The sequence below is a fragment of the Vibrio eleionomae genome, assembly GCF_009874545.1.
In the GTDB taxonomy this organism is placed as follows: domain Bacteria; phylum Pseudomonadota; class Gammaproteobacteria; order Enterobacterales; family Vibrionaceae; genus Vibrio; species Vibrio nitrifigilis.
Genome location: NZ_WEKT01000005.1, coordinates 106,516 through 124,959, shown reverse-complemented (window position 1 = coordinate 124,959; position 18,444 = coordinate 106,516). Strand labels below are relative to the sequence as shown.

The window sequence follows — 18,444 nt, the reverse complement described above, 5'->3', positions numbered from 1 at the left end:
TTACACAGGAAATACCCATGTCAAAGAAGCCAACCGTGGTAAAATGCCCACAATGTGGAACCGAGGTTGAATGGAGTGAAAAAAGTCCTTATCGACCATTCTGTAGCAAACAGTGCCAAATGATCGATTTTGGTGAATGGGCTGATGAACAAAAATCCATCCCAGGTGCACCAGATATGTCGGATTCAGAAGGCTGGACAGAAAATCAATAACAAGACACTTTCTGTATAACGCTCCCCCTTAGTGAGTATTTCACTTATTTATCATCTTAACTGTCACTAATCTTCCTCTGCTTTCGTCTAAACTCATAAAGACCTTAAGCAGAGGAAGATCATTTTGAACGCATCCGAGCCCTATTCAATTCATTCTACATCCGATCCTCTCAGCCACTTTGCTGGTGCCGAGTATGAACAGCTACGAGAACAAATGTTACGTTTTGCTATATTGCAAATCAAAGACACTCAATTAGCTGAAGATGCCGTTCAAGAAGCCATGTTTGCAGCATTTCAACATCGAGAAAAATTCTCACGTAAAGCAGCACTTAAAACTTGGGTATTTGCCATCTTAAAAAATAAGCTCATCGATATTTTACGTAAAGAAAGACGCTTTACCGCAGCCGAAGATCTCGCGGAAGGGAAAGGTCTCCATGGCGACGAGTTATTAGAGAAACTCTTTAGTGATAACGGTCATTGGCAAAAAGCAGAACGTCCGGTTCAATGGCAAGAACCTGAACAATATATGGAGAACGACCATTTTTGGCGTATATTCGATACTTGTTTGCGCATGATGCCTGAAAATTACAGTCGTCTCTTCATGATGCGAGAATTTCTAGAATTAGACAGTGACGAAATTTGCAGTAATGAGGCAATATCCGGCAATCATTTAAACGTCACCCTTTATCGAGCAAGAATTCGTTTACGAGAATGCTTAGAAATCCGTTGGTTTAGTAAGGAGTCATAATGATGATGAACTGTAAACAAGCGACCCGCTTACTATCGGAAAAACAAGACCGCCCTTTAACGACTAAGGAAAAGATCACATTGCATATGCATACAGCGATGTGTAAAGCCTGCCGGCGCTTTGGTCAGCAAATGGTGCAAATTAGAATGATGTCTAAAAGCTACCTAGCCCCGACTGAAGATCGTAAGCAAAATAAAAAATAACAAATAAAAAGCGGAGCTTAATCGCTCCGCTTTAGTCTCAACAAATAAGATTTACTCTTCTTCAGAGCTATTCGCAGTATTAATTTCCAAGCTGGATACGCGCTGTAAACCACGAGGTAATAGCCCACCACGACGACCACGTTCTCCACGATAATTATCGAGATCAGCCGGTTTCAACCCGAGTTTACGTTTACCTGCATATAGGGTCACTGAAGCACCTTGCGGCAGAACGACAAGTTGGGAAACAACTTCTTCACGAGATTTTGCCTTCGCTGCAGGAATATTAATAATCTTATTCCCTTTACCCTTACTTAAATGCGGTAAATCTTTAATTGGGAACAGTAACATACGGCCTTGATCGGTAATCGCTAAGATTTCATCTTGATCGAGATCGTTAATCACCTGTGGTTCCATGATTTCAGCATTTTCAGGTAGATTCACTAGTGCCTTACCACTACGGTTTTTCGACAGTAGATCAGCCCCTTTACAGACAAAACCGTAACCAGCATCAGAACCTACTAACCATAATTGGTTTTCTTCGCCCATGATCACTTGGCGAATCGAAGAACCTTCTGAAATATTTAGTCGACCGGTTATTGGCTCACCTTGCCCACGAGCAGATGGCAAGGTGTGAGATTCTAACGAATAACTACGTCCATCACTGCCTAAGAAAACAGCCGGCAAGTTACTCTTACCACAAGCGTGCGCTAAATACTTATCACCAGACTTGTAGTTCATCGCCTCACAGTCAACCTCATGCCCTTTCGCATGACGAATCCAGCCTTTTTCAGACAATACAACGGTAATGGCTTCACTTGGCAATAAATCACGCTCTGTAAGCGCTTTTGCTTCTTCTCGTTCCACTAGTGGAGAACGGCGATCGTCGCCATATTTTTCGGCATCAGCTTTGATCTCTTTCTTGATCAAAGTGTTTAAACGACGCTCAGAACCTAGGATCTGCTCTAGTTTTTCACGTTCTTTCTCTAGTTCTTCTTGCTCAGCGCGAATTTTAAATTCTTCTAATTTCGCTAAGTGACGCAATTTCGTATCTAAAATGGCATCAGCCTGAATATCCGTAATGCCAAAACGAGCCATCAATACTGGCTTAGGCTCATCTTCACTACGGATGATCTCAATCACTTCATCAATATTTAAGTAAGCGACCAACAAACCTTCTAAGATATGCAGGCGAGCAAGTACTTTATCGAGACGATGCTGCAAACGAGAACGAACGGTCGTACGACGATATTCCAACCATTCAGTAAGAATTTGTACCATGCCTTTTACTTGAGGTCGGCCATCAAGACCAATCATATTCAAGTTAACACGATAGCTTTTTTCCAAATCAGTAGAGGCAAATAGGTGATTCATCACCACATCGCAGTTTACACGGTTTGATTTTGGCACTAACACAATGCGAGTAGGATTTTCATGATCGGATTCATCACGTAAATCATCAATCATCGGTAGCTTTTTCGCACGCATTTGATTAGCGATTTGCTCAATCAATTTTGAACCAGAAACTTGATGAGGTAATGCGGTGATTACAATATCTGACTCTTCTTTATGCCACACGGCGCGCATCTTAACGCTGCCACGACCGGTGGTATATATCTTATTCAAATCGCTTTTAGGTGAAATGATTTCGGCTTCAGTCGGGTAATCCGGACCTTGCACATATTCCATCAAATCACTTAATTCAGATTTAGGGTTATCCAAAAGATGAACTGCAGCATTTGCCACTTCACGCACATTATGTGGCGGGATATCGGTCGCCATACCAACAGCGATACCAGTCACACCATTTAACAAAATATGCGGTAAGCGCGCTGGCAACATTTTTGGCTCTTTCATCGTGCCATCAAAGTTAGGCTGCCACTCGACTGTACCTTGACCTAACTCACCAAGTAATACTTCCGCAAACTTAGACAACTTAGCTTCGGTATAACGCATCGCCGCAAATGATTTAGGATCATCTGGAGCACCCCAGTTCCCCTGACCATCCACTAATGGATAACGGTATGAGAATGGCTGAGCCATCAACACCATCGCTTCATAACACGCAGAGTCACCATGTGGGTGGTATTTACCCAACACGTCACCTACGGTACGAGCTGATTTCTTATATTTTGCCGCAGCTGATAAGCCCAGCTCCGACATTGCATAAATAATACGGCGTTGTACTGGTTTTAGTCCGTCACCAATGTAAGGCAATGCACGGTCCATAATGACGTACATTGAATAGTTTAAATAGGCGTCTTCAGTAAACCGACGTAGCGGTATCTGTTCAACGCCATCATAGTTAATCTCTGACATTCACTACACCTCTACTTCAGCTTGATCGCCATTTTTCTGTAGCCAGCTGCGACGATCATCGGCACGCTTTTTACCTAACAGCATATCCATCATTTCTTTGGTTTCTTGAGCATCGTCGATGGTCAACTGCACCAAACGTCGCGTGTTGGGATCCATAGTGGTTTCACGAAGCTGAATTGGGTTCATTTCACCTAGACCTTTGAATCGCTGCACATTGATCTTGGCTTTTTTCTTACTCAAGCGCTCGATAATGCTCGCCTTTTCTTGTTCATCAAGTGCGTAATGAACTTCCTTACCACAGTCAATACGATATAGAGGAGGCATTGCCACATAAACGTGCCCCTCTGCGACTAAACCAGGGAAATGACGTGTAAACAGAGCACAAAGCAGAGTTGCAATGTGTAATCCATCCGAGTCCGCATCCGCGAGGATACAAACCTTACCGTAACGTAGTGTATCAAGATTGTCAGAGTCAGGATCAATCCCTAACGCCACAGAAATATCATGCACTTCTTGTGATGCCAGAACCTGATCGCCCGCGACTTCCCAAGTATTAAGAATCTTACCGCGTAGTGGCATGATGGCTTGAAACTCTCGATCGCGAGCCTGCTTAGCACTACCGCCCGCAGAGTCACCTTCCACTAAAAACAGTTCAGTACGGCTTAAGTCTTGTTGCGAACAATCGGTCAATTTACCAGGCAAAGCGGGTCCAGACGTCACTTTCTTGCGCACCACTTTTTTGCTCGCACGCATGCGCTTGTGAGCATTCGCGATACATACTTCAGCGAGGAGTTCTGCAAGCTGTGGCTTTTCGTTTAGCCATAAACTAAACGCGTCTTTCACCACTCCTGATACAAAACCAGACATTTGGCGAGAAGATAAACGCTCTTTGGTTTGACCGGCAAATTGAGGGTCTAACATTTTAACCGAAAGTACATAAGCACAGCGGTCAAACACATCCTCACCAGTCAGTTTCACACCACGTGGTAACAAGTTACGAAACTCACAAAATTCTCGCATTGCGTCTAACAAGCCTTGGCGTAACCCGTTAACATGCGTCCCGCCCAAGGCTGTTGGAATTAAGTTTACGTAGCTTTCAGTGATCAAATCACCACCTTCAGGCAACCAAATAAGTGCCCAATCAGCCGCTTCTGTTTCTGAAGAAAACTTACCGGTAAATGGCTCTTCAGGAAGAACAGGGAAACCTTTAACGCCTTCAGCCAAATAATCTTTTAAGCCATCTTGATAGCACCAATGGTGTTCTTTGTCGTTCACTTTATCAGTAAACACCACTTCTAAGCCTGGACATAATACGGCTTTAGCACGCAAGTTATTAATCAGCTTGCTAACAGAGAAATTCGGAGAATCAAAGTATTTGGCTTCTGGCCAGAAATGTACGCTAGTCCCTTTATTACGGCGCCCGCACGTACCAGTAACAGTAAGTTCTGACACTTTGCTACCATGCTCAAAAGCAATTTCATACACTTGTCCATCACGGCGAACGGTGACTTCAACGCGATCAGATAACGCGTTAACAACCGAAATACCTACCCCGTGAAGACCACCAGAGAATTGATAGTTTTTGTTAGAAAACTTACCGCCAGCATGCAACTTGCACATGATGAGTTCAACACCGGAGACTTTTTCTACCGGGTGAATATCTACAGGCATTCCCCGGCCATCATCAATTACTTCAAGGGATTGATCTGCATGGAGAATAACTTGAACCTTAGTTGCATACCCAGCCAACGCTTCATCGACACTGTTGTCGATGACTTCTTGCCCTAAGTGGTTAGGACGGTTGGTTTCCGTATACATCCCAGGTCTGCGACGTACTGGCTCTAAACCATTAAGAACCTCAATGGCTCCAGCATTATATTGTTCTGTCATAATACGGAATGCTTTTATCGATAAATTATGTATAACTTCACAGCTACCCTAAACATTGAACTGACACCAAATCACAACGAGTTTGATTGATGAAAAACATCTATATGTGCCTTCTTGTTCAGGGAAACGATGAAAGTCTAAGGGGGACATAGTCTGGATAAGACCATATGTTGTCAAGCGTCATCAATCAGCAACGATTAAATTTTATGACGTTTCCCGCATTGAAAACTCAAAGATTTAAGAAGTGGATGATTTTTTCGGGGTAGCGCTCAAAATCAATAAAGCTATGATCACCACCTTGCTCAATAGTTTGAACTGCATCACTGTACTTGTCCACTGCTTGCTGAAAATCTAGCACCTCGTCGCCCGTTTGCATAATTAACCAAACAGATTTTGGATGAGTTAATGTTGGACAATCCAACGCTTTTAATTCAGCAATATGTGACTTATCTAAAACATACTGTTCATGAGTATAGGGATTGGTTTGCGGTCCGAGATAATCAACCAATAATTCATAAGGTCTTACCGCTGGATTCACTAAAACAGCGGGTAAACCATACTCTTGATGTAACCACGCTGAAAAATACCCGCCTAACGAACTGCCAATAATGCCAACATTATGTGTGGACAATAGAGGTTCAACAATTTGACGCAAGTATTCAGCGGCTTGCAATGGGAATGACGGTAATTTAGGCACGATAACTTGGATATCTGGTCGATACTGAGCACAGTATTGCGCCATTACCTGAGCTTTGTGGGACAACGGTGAACTGTTAAAACCATGGATATAAATCAGAACAGAGGGTTGAGACATAAAGACTTAATCTCCCAAAAAGCACATTCACTTTTGATAAAGTAAGAAAGTAAAAAAACGGTCAATAGCCGTTAGCATTATAATCAGGTAAATACATACTGTTAGCTAATCGTTTCACTTTTGTCGTGATGGAGCCATCGGCCATTAACTCTAACTCTCGCCAACCAGGAGAACGTTTATCAACCGAAAATTCATTCGACTTAGGTTTGAATTGCACGCACGTAGAGGGCGTAGCTAACACTCTCACCCCTTGGTGAATTAAGTCTAACTCTTGATGAATATGACCACAAAGCACGGCTTTAACATTAGTATGGCGACTGACCACAGACCAAAAAGCCTCACTAGCTTTCAAGGTGTGTTGATCCAACCATTCGCTATCCACAAGAACGGGGTGGTGATGCAAAACAACCAACGACCAACGCTCGGGATACTGGCTGAGTGCTTTTTCAAGTAACTCTAGTTGCTGATCGTTCAAATACCCATGGGGGACACCGGAAACCTGAGAATCGAGCATGATGACTTGCCAATGCTTACCAAGCAAGATTTGTACTTCATCATGAATTTGGGGAGAAGGTAACACCCCCCCCATATTCGGCTTGAAATCGTGGTTGCCAGGTAACCAAAAGCACGGTTTACTTAAACAAGATATTCCCTCGGCAAAACGCTGATAAGATTCTAAGCTATGATCTTGCGAGATATCTCCCGTAGCCAAAATAGCGTCATACTCTACTTTGTTGTGCTGAATTTCATTCACAACAGCGGTAAAGCTATCAGCCGTATTCACACCTAATAATCCACCATCATCAGGCGCAAATAAATGCGTATCAGTAATCTGCAATAGCTTGACGCTATCTAAATTCTCTAAACCGGACGACACGTTCAAAATCGATAAACCTAAAGTAATTATTGAGGACTGATATTAATAGGAGCTCGGCTGATGCCATGTCTTAGGCAAAAAGATAGCCAGTCTCCTAAAAATCGATTTACTTGAGCTTTCTCGTCTTTCTGTACCATTTTATCGTTAGGATAACAGTAGCGAGGCTCAACTCGAGTGAGTTGATCAGTCGAAAACACTTCTGCTACTCGTGCATCGTGATATAGCCTGACAGACATCGTTGGCAAAGGAAACACTGCAATCTCATCACTTTGACAAATGTCGACTAATGTCGTGTATTTCGTGACTTCAGACACTTCCAATTGATATGTCATGTGCGCCGCTTGATAACAACGAACCTCACCCACCTCAGGTTTATGAGGCAAGAGAGCATTAAGCTTAGCGTAATTCGTTTCATAAACGCGCATAAGCTCTTTCAAGTCAACATGATAAGAATTGTGAAAAGTTATTTTTGCCATTGCTTTCGTAAAGTTTCATAGTTCAGTTGTAACCATTGCAACGCAATAATAGATGCCCCATTTTCAATACGGCCTTCTCGCACTAGCTGATAGGCTTGTTCGCGACTTATTACATGCACTTTAATATCCTCTCCTTCATAGTCTAAACCATGAATGCCTTTTGCAAGAGATGCATCCACTTCACCGACATAAACTTCGAGTTTTTCATTACAACCGCCCGAAGAAGGATAATACGCAGTAATACGCTCAACGTTACCAATAGTAATGCCCGCTTCTTCTTGGGCTTCACGGCGAACAATCTCTTCGGGCTCTTCATCACGATCCAAAATACCAGCAACAATTTCTAATTGCCACGGATGAGCATGCTCAAGTGCTCCAACCCGAATCTGTTCAATAATCACGACAGAATCGGTCACTGGGTCATAAGGTAGTACCGCTGCGGCAACACCACGAACAAACATTTCTCGTTCAATAGGTTGGCTCCAGCCACCTTCAAACAAGCGATGCTTAAAACGGTATTTCACCATACGGAAAAATCCCTGAAACAGAGTCTCTTTAGACAAGATTTCGAGATCTTGAGACGAAAATTTCTCTCCGATTGGCTGATTGTCTTGCATTGGTATCCCCCTTCAGTGAATCGTATAGTTTACTCATGGAACTAAGGTTGAACCAAGGACATGGCTCAACTTTTTATACAATTTTTAAATTTTTATTTAGAAAATTCATACTAAGTACATCTATGCAACATAGTGTAAACAGAAAAAATCTGGAAACTTTAGCATCAATTAAACCTAATTTACGATAAACTCACTTCAACAAAGAACTTAAAATTTTTTAATGGCGGAATAGGACCAATGAAGAAACTGCTACCTATTTTTTTTATTAGTGCAGCATTCGGAAGCCTAAGTGCTTCTGCTTGGGCGGACAACCTGGCCCAAATTTATGAACTCGCGAAAAAGAATGATCCTCAGTTACTCGGTATTGAAGCTGTTCGCGATAACGCCTTTGAAGCAGTGAACTCAAGCCGCAGCTCGCTCTTACCACAAATCAACTTAACTGCTGGTTACAAAATCAACGAGAGTGATGAAAGCATTCGTAATAGCAAAGCATACAGTGCTGGTATTAACTTTACTCAAGAGCTTTATCAGCGCTCAAGCTGGCTATCGCTAGGTACAGCAGAGAAAAAAGCACGCCAAGCCGATGCAAGATACGCGGCAGCGCAACAAAACTTAATCATGCGAGTTTCAAATGCATATTTCGAAGTATTAAGAGCGAAAGATAATCTGGCCTTCGTTCAATCCGAAAAAAATGCGGTGGGTCGCCAGCTTGATCAAACCAAACAGCGTTTCGAAGTAGGTTTGTCTGCTATCACGGATGTGCACGATGCTCAAGCTCAGTACGATGCCGTTTTAGCCGATGAAATTTTGGCGAAAAACAAGCTGACCAACAGCTATGAATCACTACGCGAAATCACAGGTGAAGAGCCAACTCACCTAAGCGTCCTTGATACAGAACGCTTTTCAACATCTCGCACAGAAGAAACGGTTCACCAACTGCTAGAACAAGCAGAGAAGAAAAACCTAACACTGCTTGCTAGCCGCATTGGTAAAGATATCGCTAAGGATCAAATTGCTTTAGCAAAATCGAAAAACTTACCTTCTTTAACACTCGATGGCGGCTACAACTACAATAGCGAACAAGACTCTGATTACGCTTACTACGATACATACGCAGGTCATGACACAAAAGATCTGAGTGTAGGCATTAATCTATCTGTACCACTTTATACTGGTGGTAATCTTACATCACTGAGTAAACAAGCTGAGTTTTCTTTCGTCAAAGCAAGCCAAGATCTTGAAGCTCAATACCGTAGTGTGATTAAAGATGTTCGCGCATATAATAACAACATCAGTGCTTCTGTCGGTGCAGTTAAAGCGTACCAACAAGCATTGGTTTCTGCGAAATCAGCATTAAAAGCGACCCAAGCAGGGTTTGAGGTCGGTACACGTACTATTGTGGATGTTTTAGACGCCACTCGTCGCCTGTACGACGCCAACAAAAACCTTGCCGATGCACGCTATGACTACATTCTAAGCGTTCTGCAATTGCACCAAGCGACAGGGACTCTAAGTGAGCAAGATGTATTAGACATCAATGCGGGACTGAAGAAATCTTAGTGCCGTAGCGCCACAGTATATAGCGCAATAAAAAACGCCAGCAATTTCGAATTGCTGGCGTTTTTGTGTTCTCTTGGCAAGGATTACCCTTTACCACCTTTAATCGCTTCAATGATTTCTGTCGTTGAGCAACCATCTTCAAAATTTAAGATGCGTACTTCACCACCAGCAGCAATCACTTCTTTACCACCGGCCACTTCTTCTGGTTTGTAATCGCCACCTTTAACCAACAGTGTTGGCAAAACTTCGGAAATAAGACGTTGTGGTGTTTCTTCACTAAATGGAACAACCCAATCAACAGCCCCTAATCCAGCCAGAACAGCCATGCGTCGCTCAGTGGAGTTAACAGGGCGACCAGGACCTTTCAGTTTTTTAACGGATTCATCGGTATTAACAGCGACAATCAGGCGATCACCTAGCTCTGCGGCATTGTTCAAATAGGAAACATGACCGGCATGGAGAATATCAAAGCAGCCATTCGTCATCACAACCTTTTCACCACGCGCACGAGCACGCTTAACCGCTTCAATCAATTTTGCTTCGTTAACGATACCAAAATCAGAATCTTTACTGCCATGAACGGCTTCGGCTAACTCGATAGTCGATACGGTTGATGTACCCAATTTGCCGACGACCACACCTGCAGCGGCATTAGCTAAGGCACAAGCTTCATCCATTGGCTTACCCGCAGCAACGGAAGAAGCTAATACAGAAATCACCGTATCACCCGCACCTGTTACATCATAAACTTCTTTCGCTTGAGTTGGCAGATGGAACGGTTCTTGGTCACGACGTAATAATGTCATACCGTGTTCACTACGTGTGACAAGGAGAGCTTCGAAATCAAACTGTTCAATTAACGCGCGACCTTTTTCCACCAAGTCTTCATCAGAAGTGACTTTACCAACCACTTGCTCAAATTCAGACATATTTGGCGTTAAGATCGTTGCACCACGATAACGTTCAAAATCCGCACCTTTCGGATCAATAAACACAGGTACACCAGCGGCACGTGCCTTTTGGATGTATTGCTGAACATGCTCTAGTGCCCCTTTCGCATAATCGGAAAGAATGACAGCTTTCACGTTAGGCAGAGCTTGGTCCATTTTAGTCAACACTAACGCTGGATCAGTATTTTCAAATTTGTCTTCAAAATCCAAACGAATCAATTGCTGACCACGACTAAGAATGCGTAATTTGGTAATTGTTGGATAGTCATCTAATGCAACAAAATCACACATCACATTCAGCGAGGATAATTTATCGGTTAACACTTGAGCAGGTTCATCTTTACCTGTTAAACCAACAATACGAGCCTTACCGCCTAGAGAGGCGATATTCATCGCTACGTTTGCAGCGCCGCCAGGACGCTCTTCGTTCTGCTCAACTTTGACAACTGGCACAGGAGCTTCTGGTGAGATACGTCCAGTTGGTCCATACCAGTATCGATCAAGCATGACATCACCAATGATCAGTACCCCAGCATCACTGTAGTCAGGTAGGATTGGCTTCATTATGGATCTCCAAAATTCAATATGCGGCGCAGTTTACCATAGCCTTAGCTATGACTAAAACAGGCTCAACCTAACCATTGTTGCCAAACTTGCTCTACTCGCTGACGCTGCTCAACAAATTTATCATCAGAGACATCCGCAGACTGATTCAGTAAGTTACGGCGATGAATCTGGTTTCTCATTGAGGTATAAGCATCTGTCAGCGCTAACGCCTGTTCTTCACTCAACACTTTCTGTTCAGCCAGTGATTCAAAAATTCTCACGTTATCTGACCAGGTTGTCAGTTTTGGATATTCATAACTAAAGCGCAGTACCAAATATTGTGCTAAAAATTCGATATCAGTAATACCGCCGACATCTTGCTTCAGCATAAATCTTCCCGATTTCTTAGCCGATAAGTGCTCGCGCATTTTATTTCGCATCGTTATAACGTCTTGGCGTAATGCTTCGTCGTTCCTCTCTAGAGTCAAGATGGTGTGGCGCGTTGACTCAAATGCGGCTGCCAATTCGGCATCACCAAAGATCATTCTCGCTCTAACTAGAGCTTGATGCTCCCAAGTCCAAGCTTCTTGTGCTTGATACTCAGCAAACGCCTCAACAGGACTCACTAATAAACCTGAAACGCCAGAAGGACGCAATCGAGTATCTACCTCATATAAAGTGCCAGAAGCAGTACGCGTTGAAAAAATATGGATAATTCGCTGTGCTAAACGCAAATAGAATTGGCGACCATCGATCTCCTTTTTCCCATCGGTATAAGCAGTAACAGGACAATCATGTAAAAATACAATGTCCAGATCAGAGTTATAACCTAACTCCCAACCTCCTACTTTTCCATAACCGATCACAGCAAAACCAAGCCCATCACGCTCATAAAGATGATTAGGTTCGCCATATTTTTCTTTCATTTGCAGCCAAGCTTGATGCACAACGGCTTCAACTATAGCTTCAGCCAGATAGGTTAAATGGTCGCTTACCTTCATCACGGCCAACACGCCTGCGATATCTGCTGCCGCTATTTTTAAAAGACAAATTTGCTTAAATTGACGCAGCCCTTCCATCTGCTGTTCCATATCATCTTCTGGAATTCGAGCGAGAAAATCACGTAATTCATGACGATATTCACTAGGTTCAATTGGGTTGTATAGCTGTTGAGGATCAATCAGTTCATCAAGCAAAATAGGGTAACGAGATAATTGCTCAGAAATCATTGGGCTCGCGGTACATAATTTCACTAATTGCGTCAGTGCCGCAGGGTGTTCATCAAGCAGCTCTAAATAAGTTGTTCGAGTCACCACACTATTTAATAAAGCAAGCACTCGTGTAAAACCAAATTGAGCATCAGGATGAGCAAAAATCGCTTGGAACACTTTCGGCATCAAGTGACTTAAGACTTCTCTTCCTCTTAACCCAAGGGTCTTTTTCGCAAGATCATGTTTAAATTGTTTTAGCGCTGAAATCAGTGATTCACTATCGTCCATGTGTAAATCGCTTTCTAAGATCTGTTGCACCACTTCACTTTGATGGGACATATCCCACAGCTCTTGAAAATATTCAGGAACACTTGGTACAGACTCTTCCTCTTCTTCCCCAATCACATTAACGAAGACTAAGTGCACGAGTGCCATATGTTGCTGAATGAGACCCATCACTTCATCCCAATCAGTACAAGCAAGAGCGTAAGCTAAACGCTGCTGATCAAGTTCTTGATCCGGTAAAGTTTGAGTTTGTTGATCATGGAGAGCCTGCAGTAGGTTTTCTACTCTGCGTAAAAACAGATAGGCCGATCGTAGTGAACGAATATCCGCCTTATCTAACAACTCTAATGATTCAATACCGTCTAGAGCCGCCAATAAGCCTCTTTGACGTAATGAAGGTTCCCTACCGCCACGAATTAACTGAAACGTTTGAACAATAAACTCGATTTCCCGAATGCCTCCCGCGCCCAATTTAATATTATTGGTTAACCCCCGACGGCGAACTTCACTACGGATCATCGCTTTCATCCGACGTAACGATTGGATTGCACTAAAGTCGATGTAACGACGAAACACAAAAGGTCGAAGCATTTGCCGCAATTCTTGATATTGCGGATACATTTCGCTTCCCATGACACGGGCTTTTACCATCGCGTAGCGTTCCCAATCTCGTCCTTGTTCTTGATAATAATCCTCCAGCGCAGCATAGCTCATGACTAACGGGCCACTTTCACCAAATGGTCGTAGACGCATATCGACTCGATAACAAAACCCATCGACCGTTTGCTGATCGAGCATTTTTATTAAATGCTGTCCTAAACGAGTAAAAAATTGAGCATTGGAAATAGCTCGGCGAGCACCGACCGTCTCTCCGTTCTCTGGGTAGGTAAAAATGAGGTCAATATCGGAAGAAAAGTTCAATTCTCCGCCCCCGAGTTTTCCCATGCCAATAATCAACATTGGCTGAGGGTCCCCTTGAGCGTTTACTGGTGTTCCCCAATCGTGGCAACAACGCTGATAAAGCCACTGATAACTTTCAAAGATAAGAGCTTCTGCCAATTCCGATAGATGATGTAAGCTATCTTCCACATTCCACTTAGATAGAAAATCCCGCCACGCAATCACTACCATTTCCTGATTACGAAAACGGCGTAAACAACGCATCGCATTCGCTTCATCCTTACAATCAGCCAGCAATACGGCCAAATCTTTACGATAGTCAGCCGCTCTATCGCCAGTAGTAAGCAACTCAGGTAATTGTCGTAATACGCCCTCATCACGAACTAACACTTCTCCGACAAATGGGCACAAGGCAAGTACAGATTCTAGCTCGCCTAACAACGAAGCGGACCATGATGAAGAAGTACTAACAACCGAAGATAATTGAGCAAACACAGCATTGCTGGAAGATTGTAAAGGAGCAGGTAATGACATGATAAATCCTTGTCGAGTCATAGATGCGATGTTAAAGAGTATACCTAAAGATCCCTTCAAGTACCTGATTGAACATCTCTATTTATCGAGGGGGAATGTTCCAAGCACAAAAAAGCGCTGGACCCAGCCAGCGCTTTTCAATCATATTGTGCTGCAACCATTAAACATTGAACGATGTAATTTTCTTATCTAATTCTTCAGCGTTATTTTGCATGATTTGCGATGTTTCCAAGAGTTCCCCTACGACAGTAACTGATGCATTCACCAGCTCACGTACATTAGTCAGGTTCTGATTCATCTCTTCTGCCACTGCACTTTGCTGACTAGCCGCAGACGCTATCTGGAAGTTCATGTCATTAATCTGCTGTACTTGGTCGACAATACCATCTAGCTCATTACCCGCATTCGTCACCAACTCGACTCCATCAGCCGCTTCAACAACGCTTTTCTCCATCAATTCAACAGCAGAATTAGCGCTACCTTGCAACTGAGCAATCATATCTTGGATATCAACTGTCGCGGTTTGTGTACGTTGAGCTAAGTTACGCACTTCATCAGCAACCACAGCAAATCCCCGACCAGTATCACCAGCACGAGCCGCTTCAATTGCCGCGTTCAATGCTAGTAAGTTAGTTTGTTCAGAAATGCCTTGAATCGTACTAATCACTGTTTCAATCGCAACAACTCGCTCTTCAACTTCGCTGACGGCGCCAGCAGACTGAGAAATATCTTTCGACAATTCACTCATCTTACGTACGGTATCTTTTACAAATTCTCGACCAGCCGAAGCTTGTTGTGACGCGTTCTCAGTCAAACATGATGCATTTTGAGCATGCTCAGCAACGGTTTGAACCGTTGAGGACATTTCACTCATCGCTGATGCCAGTTGATCAATCTCATCAAACTCTTCCATCGCAGAATCTTTCGTTTCAGACATGCTTAACGCCATTACTTCCGTTAAAGATGTTAACTCTTGGGAAGCTTCAATTTGCGTTTTTATTAAGTCATTTAACTGAACACGAGCTTTTTCTAGTTCGCGGGCTACATCACCATATTCATCTTTACAATCCATTCCAATGGTTTGTGACAAATCTCGATTCGAGATCTGTTTAATCGCATGGGTAAGGTAGTGAGTTTGACGCAGCATAACGCGGGCAGCAAAGAGTAACAACACGACAAAAATCACAATCATCAGGCAAGTTTGCCAAGCAACTTGGACCAAGTATTCTTCATAGTGTTGCTCGGCAACAGTGGTGTTTTGGGTTGCAGCTAACAATGCTTGATAAAAGGTATGCGCGTCCCACAACTGCTTAGCAATAATCAAGATGGTACTAAAGACCATCAGCATAATCATACGAGGAACTAGACGAACGTCAGTAATTACTCGCTCCCATGGCTTAAAGGCCATTGTTGCCATTGGTACTCTCCCAGAAGTTGTAATTTTTTATTAGGTGTAGCAAGACACGACAAACACGGTGGTTACAAAAGCAATCGTAACGAGATTGTGTTTATGGGGTCTGAAAGGTTTAGATCTATATTCTTAATAGCGCAGAAACGCCTGCAAAAAGTCTTAAATCTATAACATTGCCATGGTAACAAACCTGTTACCAAAATGATGAGATTAATCTACGTTAATAGTGAGGGAATTATCTGAAATGTGATCCTTGGCTTATCTTAAATTTGAGAATCATTATTTGGGCACGATTGATACTGCACACTTGTATAAAATGTGATATCAATCCAATATAAAATGAAATAAATAAGGAGTCGACAAGACTCCTTATTTTACAAATCAATAACCTAGATAACTAGTCTCGCCAATATGGTTCAGCATCAAAACCAATTAATCGAGTCTGCTCCATCGCATGAAGAATGGAATTCTCTTGACGAATCAGCCAGCGCTCAAGCTGCTCTTTTTCGTCACCTTCCAGTTTAAATACTAAGTTTTCTAATGGTTTTAACATCAATAGATCATCAATACCATGTAACAAATCAGCCCATGGTAAGCGGAACGATTGACAATCATCCTGCTGATACAAAGTGGCAAAACAGATCCCAGTGTACAAATTCCGCATTAGTCGATACTGCTGATCAATATACTCTTGACCTGTTAATACTTTTTCTGGAGGAAACACTTCTAACAACTCAGCCCAAGACCGATCCAGTTGTTTAATAGCAAAATCACGAATACCAAAAGCCATTTTCTCGCGTGCTTTATCATCTAAAAATGGCTGCCAGCCACGCGTTAAAATCCAACGGCTTAAATCGAGCAACAACGCCGTATAACGTGCGGAATGGATCAAACGAATCATCTCGTTGCGATCAGGTAATGAATCCTGAACGTCTTTTAGCTCAGAGACTAAAAATTTACGTGCGTCTAACTTACGTAAAGCATAGCCTTTATCATCGAGCAAATCTTCTAGGTAGTCCTGATCTCTTAACCACTGTAATTCATCTTCAAGCCATTTCAGCTCTTGGCGTAAAATAGCACTCGCACGGCGCGGAAGAATCCCGTTGTAAACAGTTAAAATCTGACGAATAAAGCAAACGGCACTACGAATTTCATTGAGTGCTGGTATCGACTCTTGCTCAATGTATATTTGCTCATGACGATGCCAGTGTGACAAGGCATGCTCTAGACATTTCACCAAGCATGTTTCAACGGTATCGGAATAACTGATATCCACGAGGTCTAGTTTAGCAACCTGATCACCTTGATACCCCAGCGCCAAACGATAACCACGAGCTGCTTTACTTAAGTTGCCTAAGCGCATACCACCTTGATCACTCAGTTGGCGAGCTAGGGTAAACAGGGCTTCTGTTTGGCCCGATTTGAGCTCCAATTCTACTTCGCATATGGGATCTTCTAACTCTCCAGATTTGACTACCCCGACATCGAAAGCCACTTCGATTTGACTGCCATCAGGCATCGCAATTAACCATGTTTCACGGTTAAAATCGGTTTCGAACAATGGGACTAATTCTTGTTGAAGCTCGAAAGCTGACTTGCCTTCGGGCCAAATTTCTTCAGGATGAAGCGTTAAATCAGGTTGATTACTGTGATGCTCAGCATTGTATTCCGGTCTTGAATGCAACCCAGCAACTACGCGACCCGAGGTTTTTACGGTTTGAACATAAACATCATCAAAGCGGCGAATACGTAAGCCAATATCATGCTTACGTAACCAGTTATCGGCGGTGTCAAAATAAGTATTCCCTAATTCACGACAACTGTGCTGAAGCACTTTAGTTTCAGCAATTTTTTTCAGCAAAACCTCTGAAAATTCAGGAGAAACAAAAAACTTCAGTTCTATCTCGGTTTCCATAATTATACCTTTCGAAGTAGATGACGACAGGATATTGCCTATTCGACACTGGAGCAAGAGAGAAATATCGCGCTTTTGATGATCTAAAACTATTTTAATGCGCGCTCGAATGGGTTAACATGCGCGCCTTTATAGCCAACGCTCAACATTTCGCCATAAAATGGCATATGTTTAATTTAGGTTATAGCAATTAGGTTGAATGACCATGCCAGTAAATACAATAATGGGGTTATTTGCAAAGTCCCCAATAAAGCCTTTGCAACGACATGTCGTTTGTGTAAATGAATGTTGCTCTCACCTAGTTAACTTCTTTGAAGTATGTAACAAAGGGGATTGGGAAAAAGCAGCTGAAGTTCGCGCACAGATTTCTCATTTAGAGAAAGAAGCTGATGTGTTGAAACGAGAAATTCGTCTTAAGCTGCCACGCGGTTTATTCATGCCAGTTGATCGAACTGACATGTTGGAATTGCTGACACAACAAGACAAACTAGCCAACCTTGCGAAAGACATTTCCGGCCGCGTTTACGGTCGTCAACTAATCATTCCTGAATCCATTCAAGATCACTTTATAGCTTATGTGAGACGTTGCTTAGACGCAGCGGTTCAAGCTCAACATGTTATTAACGAGCTCGACGAACTGCTAGAAGCCGGCTTTAAAGGTCGTGAAGTTACTTTAGTGGCAGAAATGATCAATCAATTGGATGTTATCGAAGATGACACCGACAATATGCAGATCCAGTTACGTCAGAAACTGATGGCATTGGAAAGTGAATTGAACCCAATTGATGTCGTTTTCTTATATAAGATTTTTGAATGGGTAGGTGGTATTGCCGACCAGGCTCAGCGTGTAGGCGCTCGTCTGGAAGTCATGCTGTCACGCTCATAAAGATAAAAGTTAACCCAATAACAAAGAGTCAGTAATTTAGTTCCAGCCCATGTTAGGCGCAGAGTGAAACTTCGCCAACGGGCTAGACGCGTG

15 protein-coding genes are annotated in these 18,444 nt (G+C 42.8%); 5 read left to right on the top strand and 10 right to left on the bottom strand.

What is annotated here, in order from left to right:
* Positions 1-17: 17 nt before the first annotated feature.
* The 3 genes from yacG (at position 18) to F9817_RS04855 (ending at position 1,163) form a co-directional block, all read left to right on the top strand.
* Positions 18-212, top strand: a complete 195-nt coding sequence (gene yacG, locus F9817_RS04865; RefSeq protein WP_161153835.1) for a DNA gyrase inhibitor YacG — start codon at positions 18-20, stop codon at positions 210-212.
* Between the two features lie 124 nt (positions 213-336).
* Complete coding sequence (locus F9817_RS04860; protein WP_202436338.1) at positions 337-960, top strand: sigma-70 family RNA polymerase sigma factor; 624 nt, start codon at positions 337-339, stop codon at positions 958-960.
* A complete protein-coding gene (locus F9817_RS04855) occupies positions 960-1,163 on the top strand; it encodes a zf-HC2 domain-containing protein (protein ID WP_202436337.1) in 204 nt (67 codons plus the stop codon). The genes F9817_RS04860 and F9817_RS04855 overlap by 1 nt, the downstream gene beginning before the upstream one ends.
* 51 nt (positions 1,164-1,214) lie before the next feature.
* On the opposite strand, the gene parC is transcribed toward F9817_RS04855, so the two are convergent.
* The 6 genes from parC to nudF form a co-directional block, all read right to left on the bottom strand.
* The gene (gene parC, locus F9817_RS04850; protein WP_161153834.1) at positions 1,215-3,479 is read right to left on the bottom strand and encodes a DNA topoisomerase IV subunit A; all 2,265 of its coding nucleotides are present in this window, start codon (positions 3,477-3,479) and stop codon (positions 1,215-1,217) included.
* Positions 3,480-3,482: 3 nt separating this feature from the next.
* A complete protein-coding gene (parE, locus tag F9817_RS04845) occupies positions 3,483-5,369 on the bottom strand; it encodes a DNA topoisomerase IV subunit B (RefSeq protein ID WP_161153833.1) in 1,887 nt (628 codons plus the stop codon).
* Positions 5,370-5,598: 229 nt separating this feature from the next.
* Entirely contained in the window at positions 5,599-6,183 is a 585-nt protein-coding gene (yqiA, locus tag F9817_RS04840) for an esterase YqiA (protein ID WP_161153832.1), read from the bottom strand.
* Between the two features lie 61 nt (positions 6,184-6,244).
* Positions 6,245-7,066, bottom strand: coding sequence for a 3',5'-cyclic-AMP phosphodiesterase (gene cpdA, locus F9817_RS04835; protein ID WP_161153831.1), 822 nt, complete (start codon positions 7,064-7,066; stop codon positions 6,245-6,247).
* A gap of 20 nt (positions 7,067-7,086) precedes the next feature.
* A complete protein-coding gene (locus F9817_RS04830; protein WP_161153830.1) occupies positions 7,087-7,536 on the bottom strand; it encodes a DUF1249 family protein in 450 nt (149 codons plus the stop codon).
* Positions 7,524-8,153, bottom strand: coding sequence for an ADP-ribose diphosphatase (gene nudF / locus F9817_RS04825; protein WP_161153829.1), 630 nt, complete (start codon positions 8,151-8,153; stop codon positions 7,524-7,526). Before nudF ends, F9817_RS04830 begins: the two co-directional genes overlap by 13 nt.
* 237 nt (positions 8,154-8,390) lie before the next feature.
* On the opposite strand from nudF, the gene tolC reads away from it, so the two are divergent.
* The gene (gene tolC, locus F9817_RS04820) at positions 8,391-9,713 is read left to right on the top strand and encodes an outer membrane channel protein TolC (protein ID WP_161153828.1); all 1,323 of its coding nucleotides are present in this window, start codon (positions 8,391-8,393) and stop codon (positions 9,711-9,713) included.
* Between the two features lie 83 nt (positions 9,714-9,796).
* On the opposite strand, the gene hldE is transcribed toward tolC, so the two are convergent.
* The 4 genes from hldE to F9817_RS04800 form a co-directional block, all read right to left on the bottom strand.
* Positions 9,797-11,227: a bifunctional D-glycero-beta-D-manno-heptose-7-phosphate kinase/D-glycero-beta-D-manno-heptose 1-phosphate adenylyltransferase HldE gene (gene hldE, locus F9817_RS04815; protein ID WP_161153827.1), complete on the bottom strand. Its 1,431-nt coding sequence runs from the start codon at positions 11,225-11,227 to the stop codon at positions 9,797-9,799.
* A gap of 65 nt (positions 11,228-11,292) precedes the next feature.
* Positions 11,293-14,139, bottom strand: a complete 2,847-nt coding sequence (gene glnE / locus F9817_RS04810) for a bifunctional [glutamate--ammonia ligase]-adenylyl-L-tyrosine phosphorylase/[glutamate--ammonia-ligase] adenylyltransferase (RefSeq protein ID WP_161153826.1) — start codon at positions 14,137-14,139, stop codon at positions 11,293-11,295.
* Between the two features lie 160 nt (positions 14,140-14,299).
* Positions 14,300-15,556 (bottom strand): methyl-accepting chemotaxis protein, encoded by a 1,257-nt coding sequence (locus tag F9817_RS04805; protein WP_161153825.1) that lies wholly within the window; start codon positions 15,554-15,556, stop codon positions 14,300-14,302.
* 391 nt (positions 15,557-15,947) lie between these two features.
* A complete protein-coding gene (locus tag F9817_RS04800) occupies positions 15,948-17,465 on the bottom strand; it encodes a CYTH and CHAD domain-containing protein (protein WP_161153824.1) in 1,518 nt (505 codons plus the stop codon).
* Positions 17,466-17,670: 205 nt separating this feature from the next.
* Between F9817_RS04800 and F9817_RS04795 the strand changes: the two genes are divergently transcribed.
* Positions 17,671-18,351 carry a TIGR00153 family protein gene (locus F9817_RS04795; protein ID WP_161153823.1) on the top strand — a complete coding sequence of 227 codons (681 nt, stop codon included), beginning with the start codon at positions 17,671-17,673 and terminating at the stop codon, positions 18,349-18,351.
* Positions 18,352-18,444 lie beyond the last annotated feature (93 nt).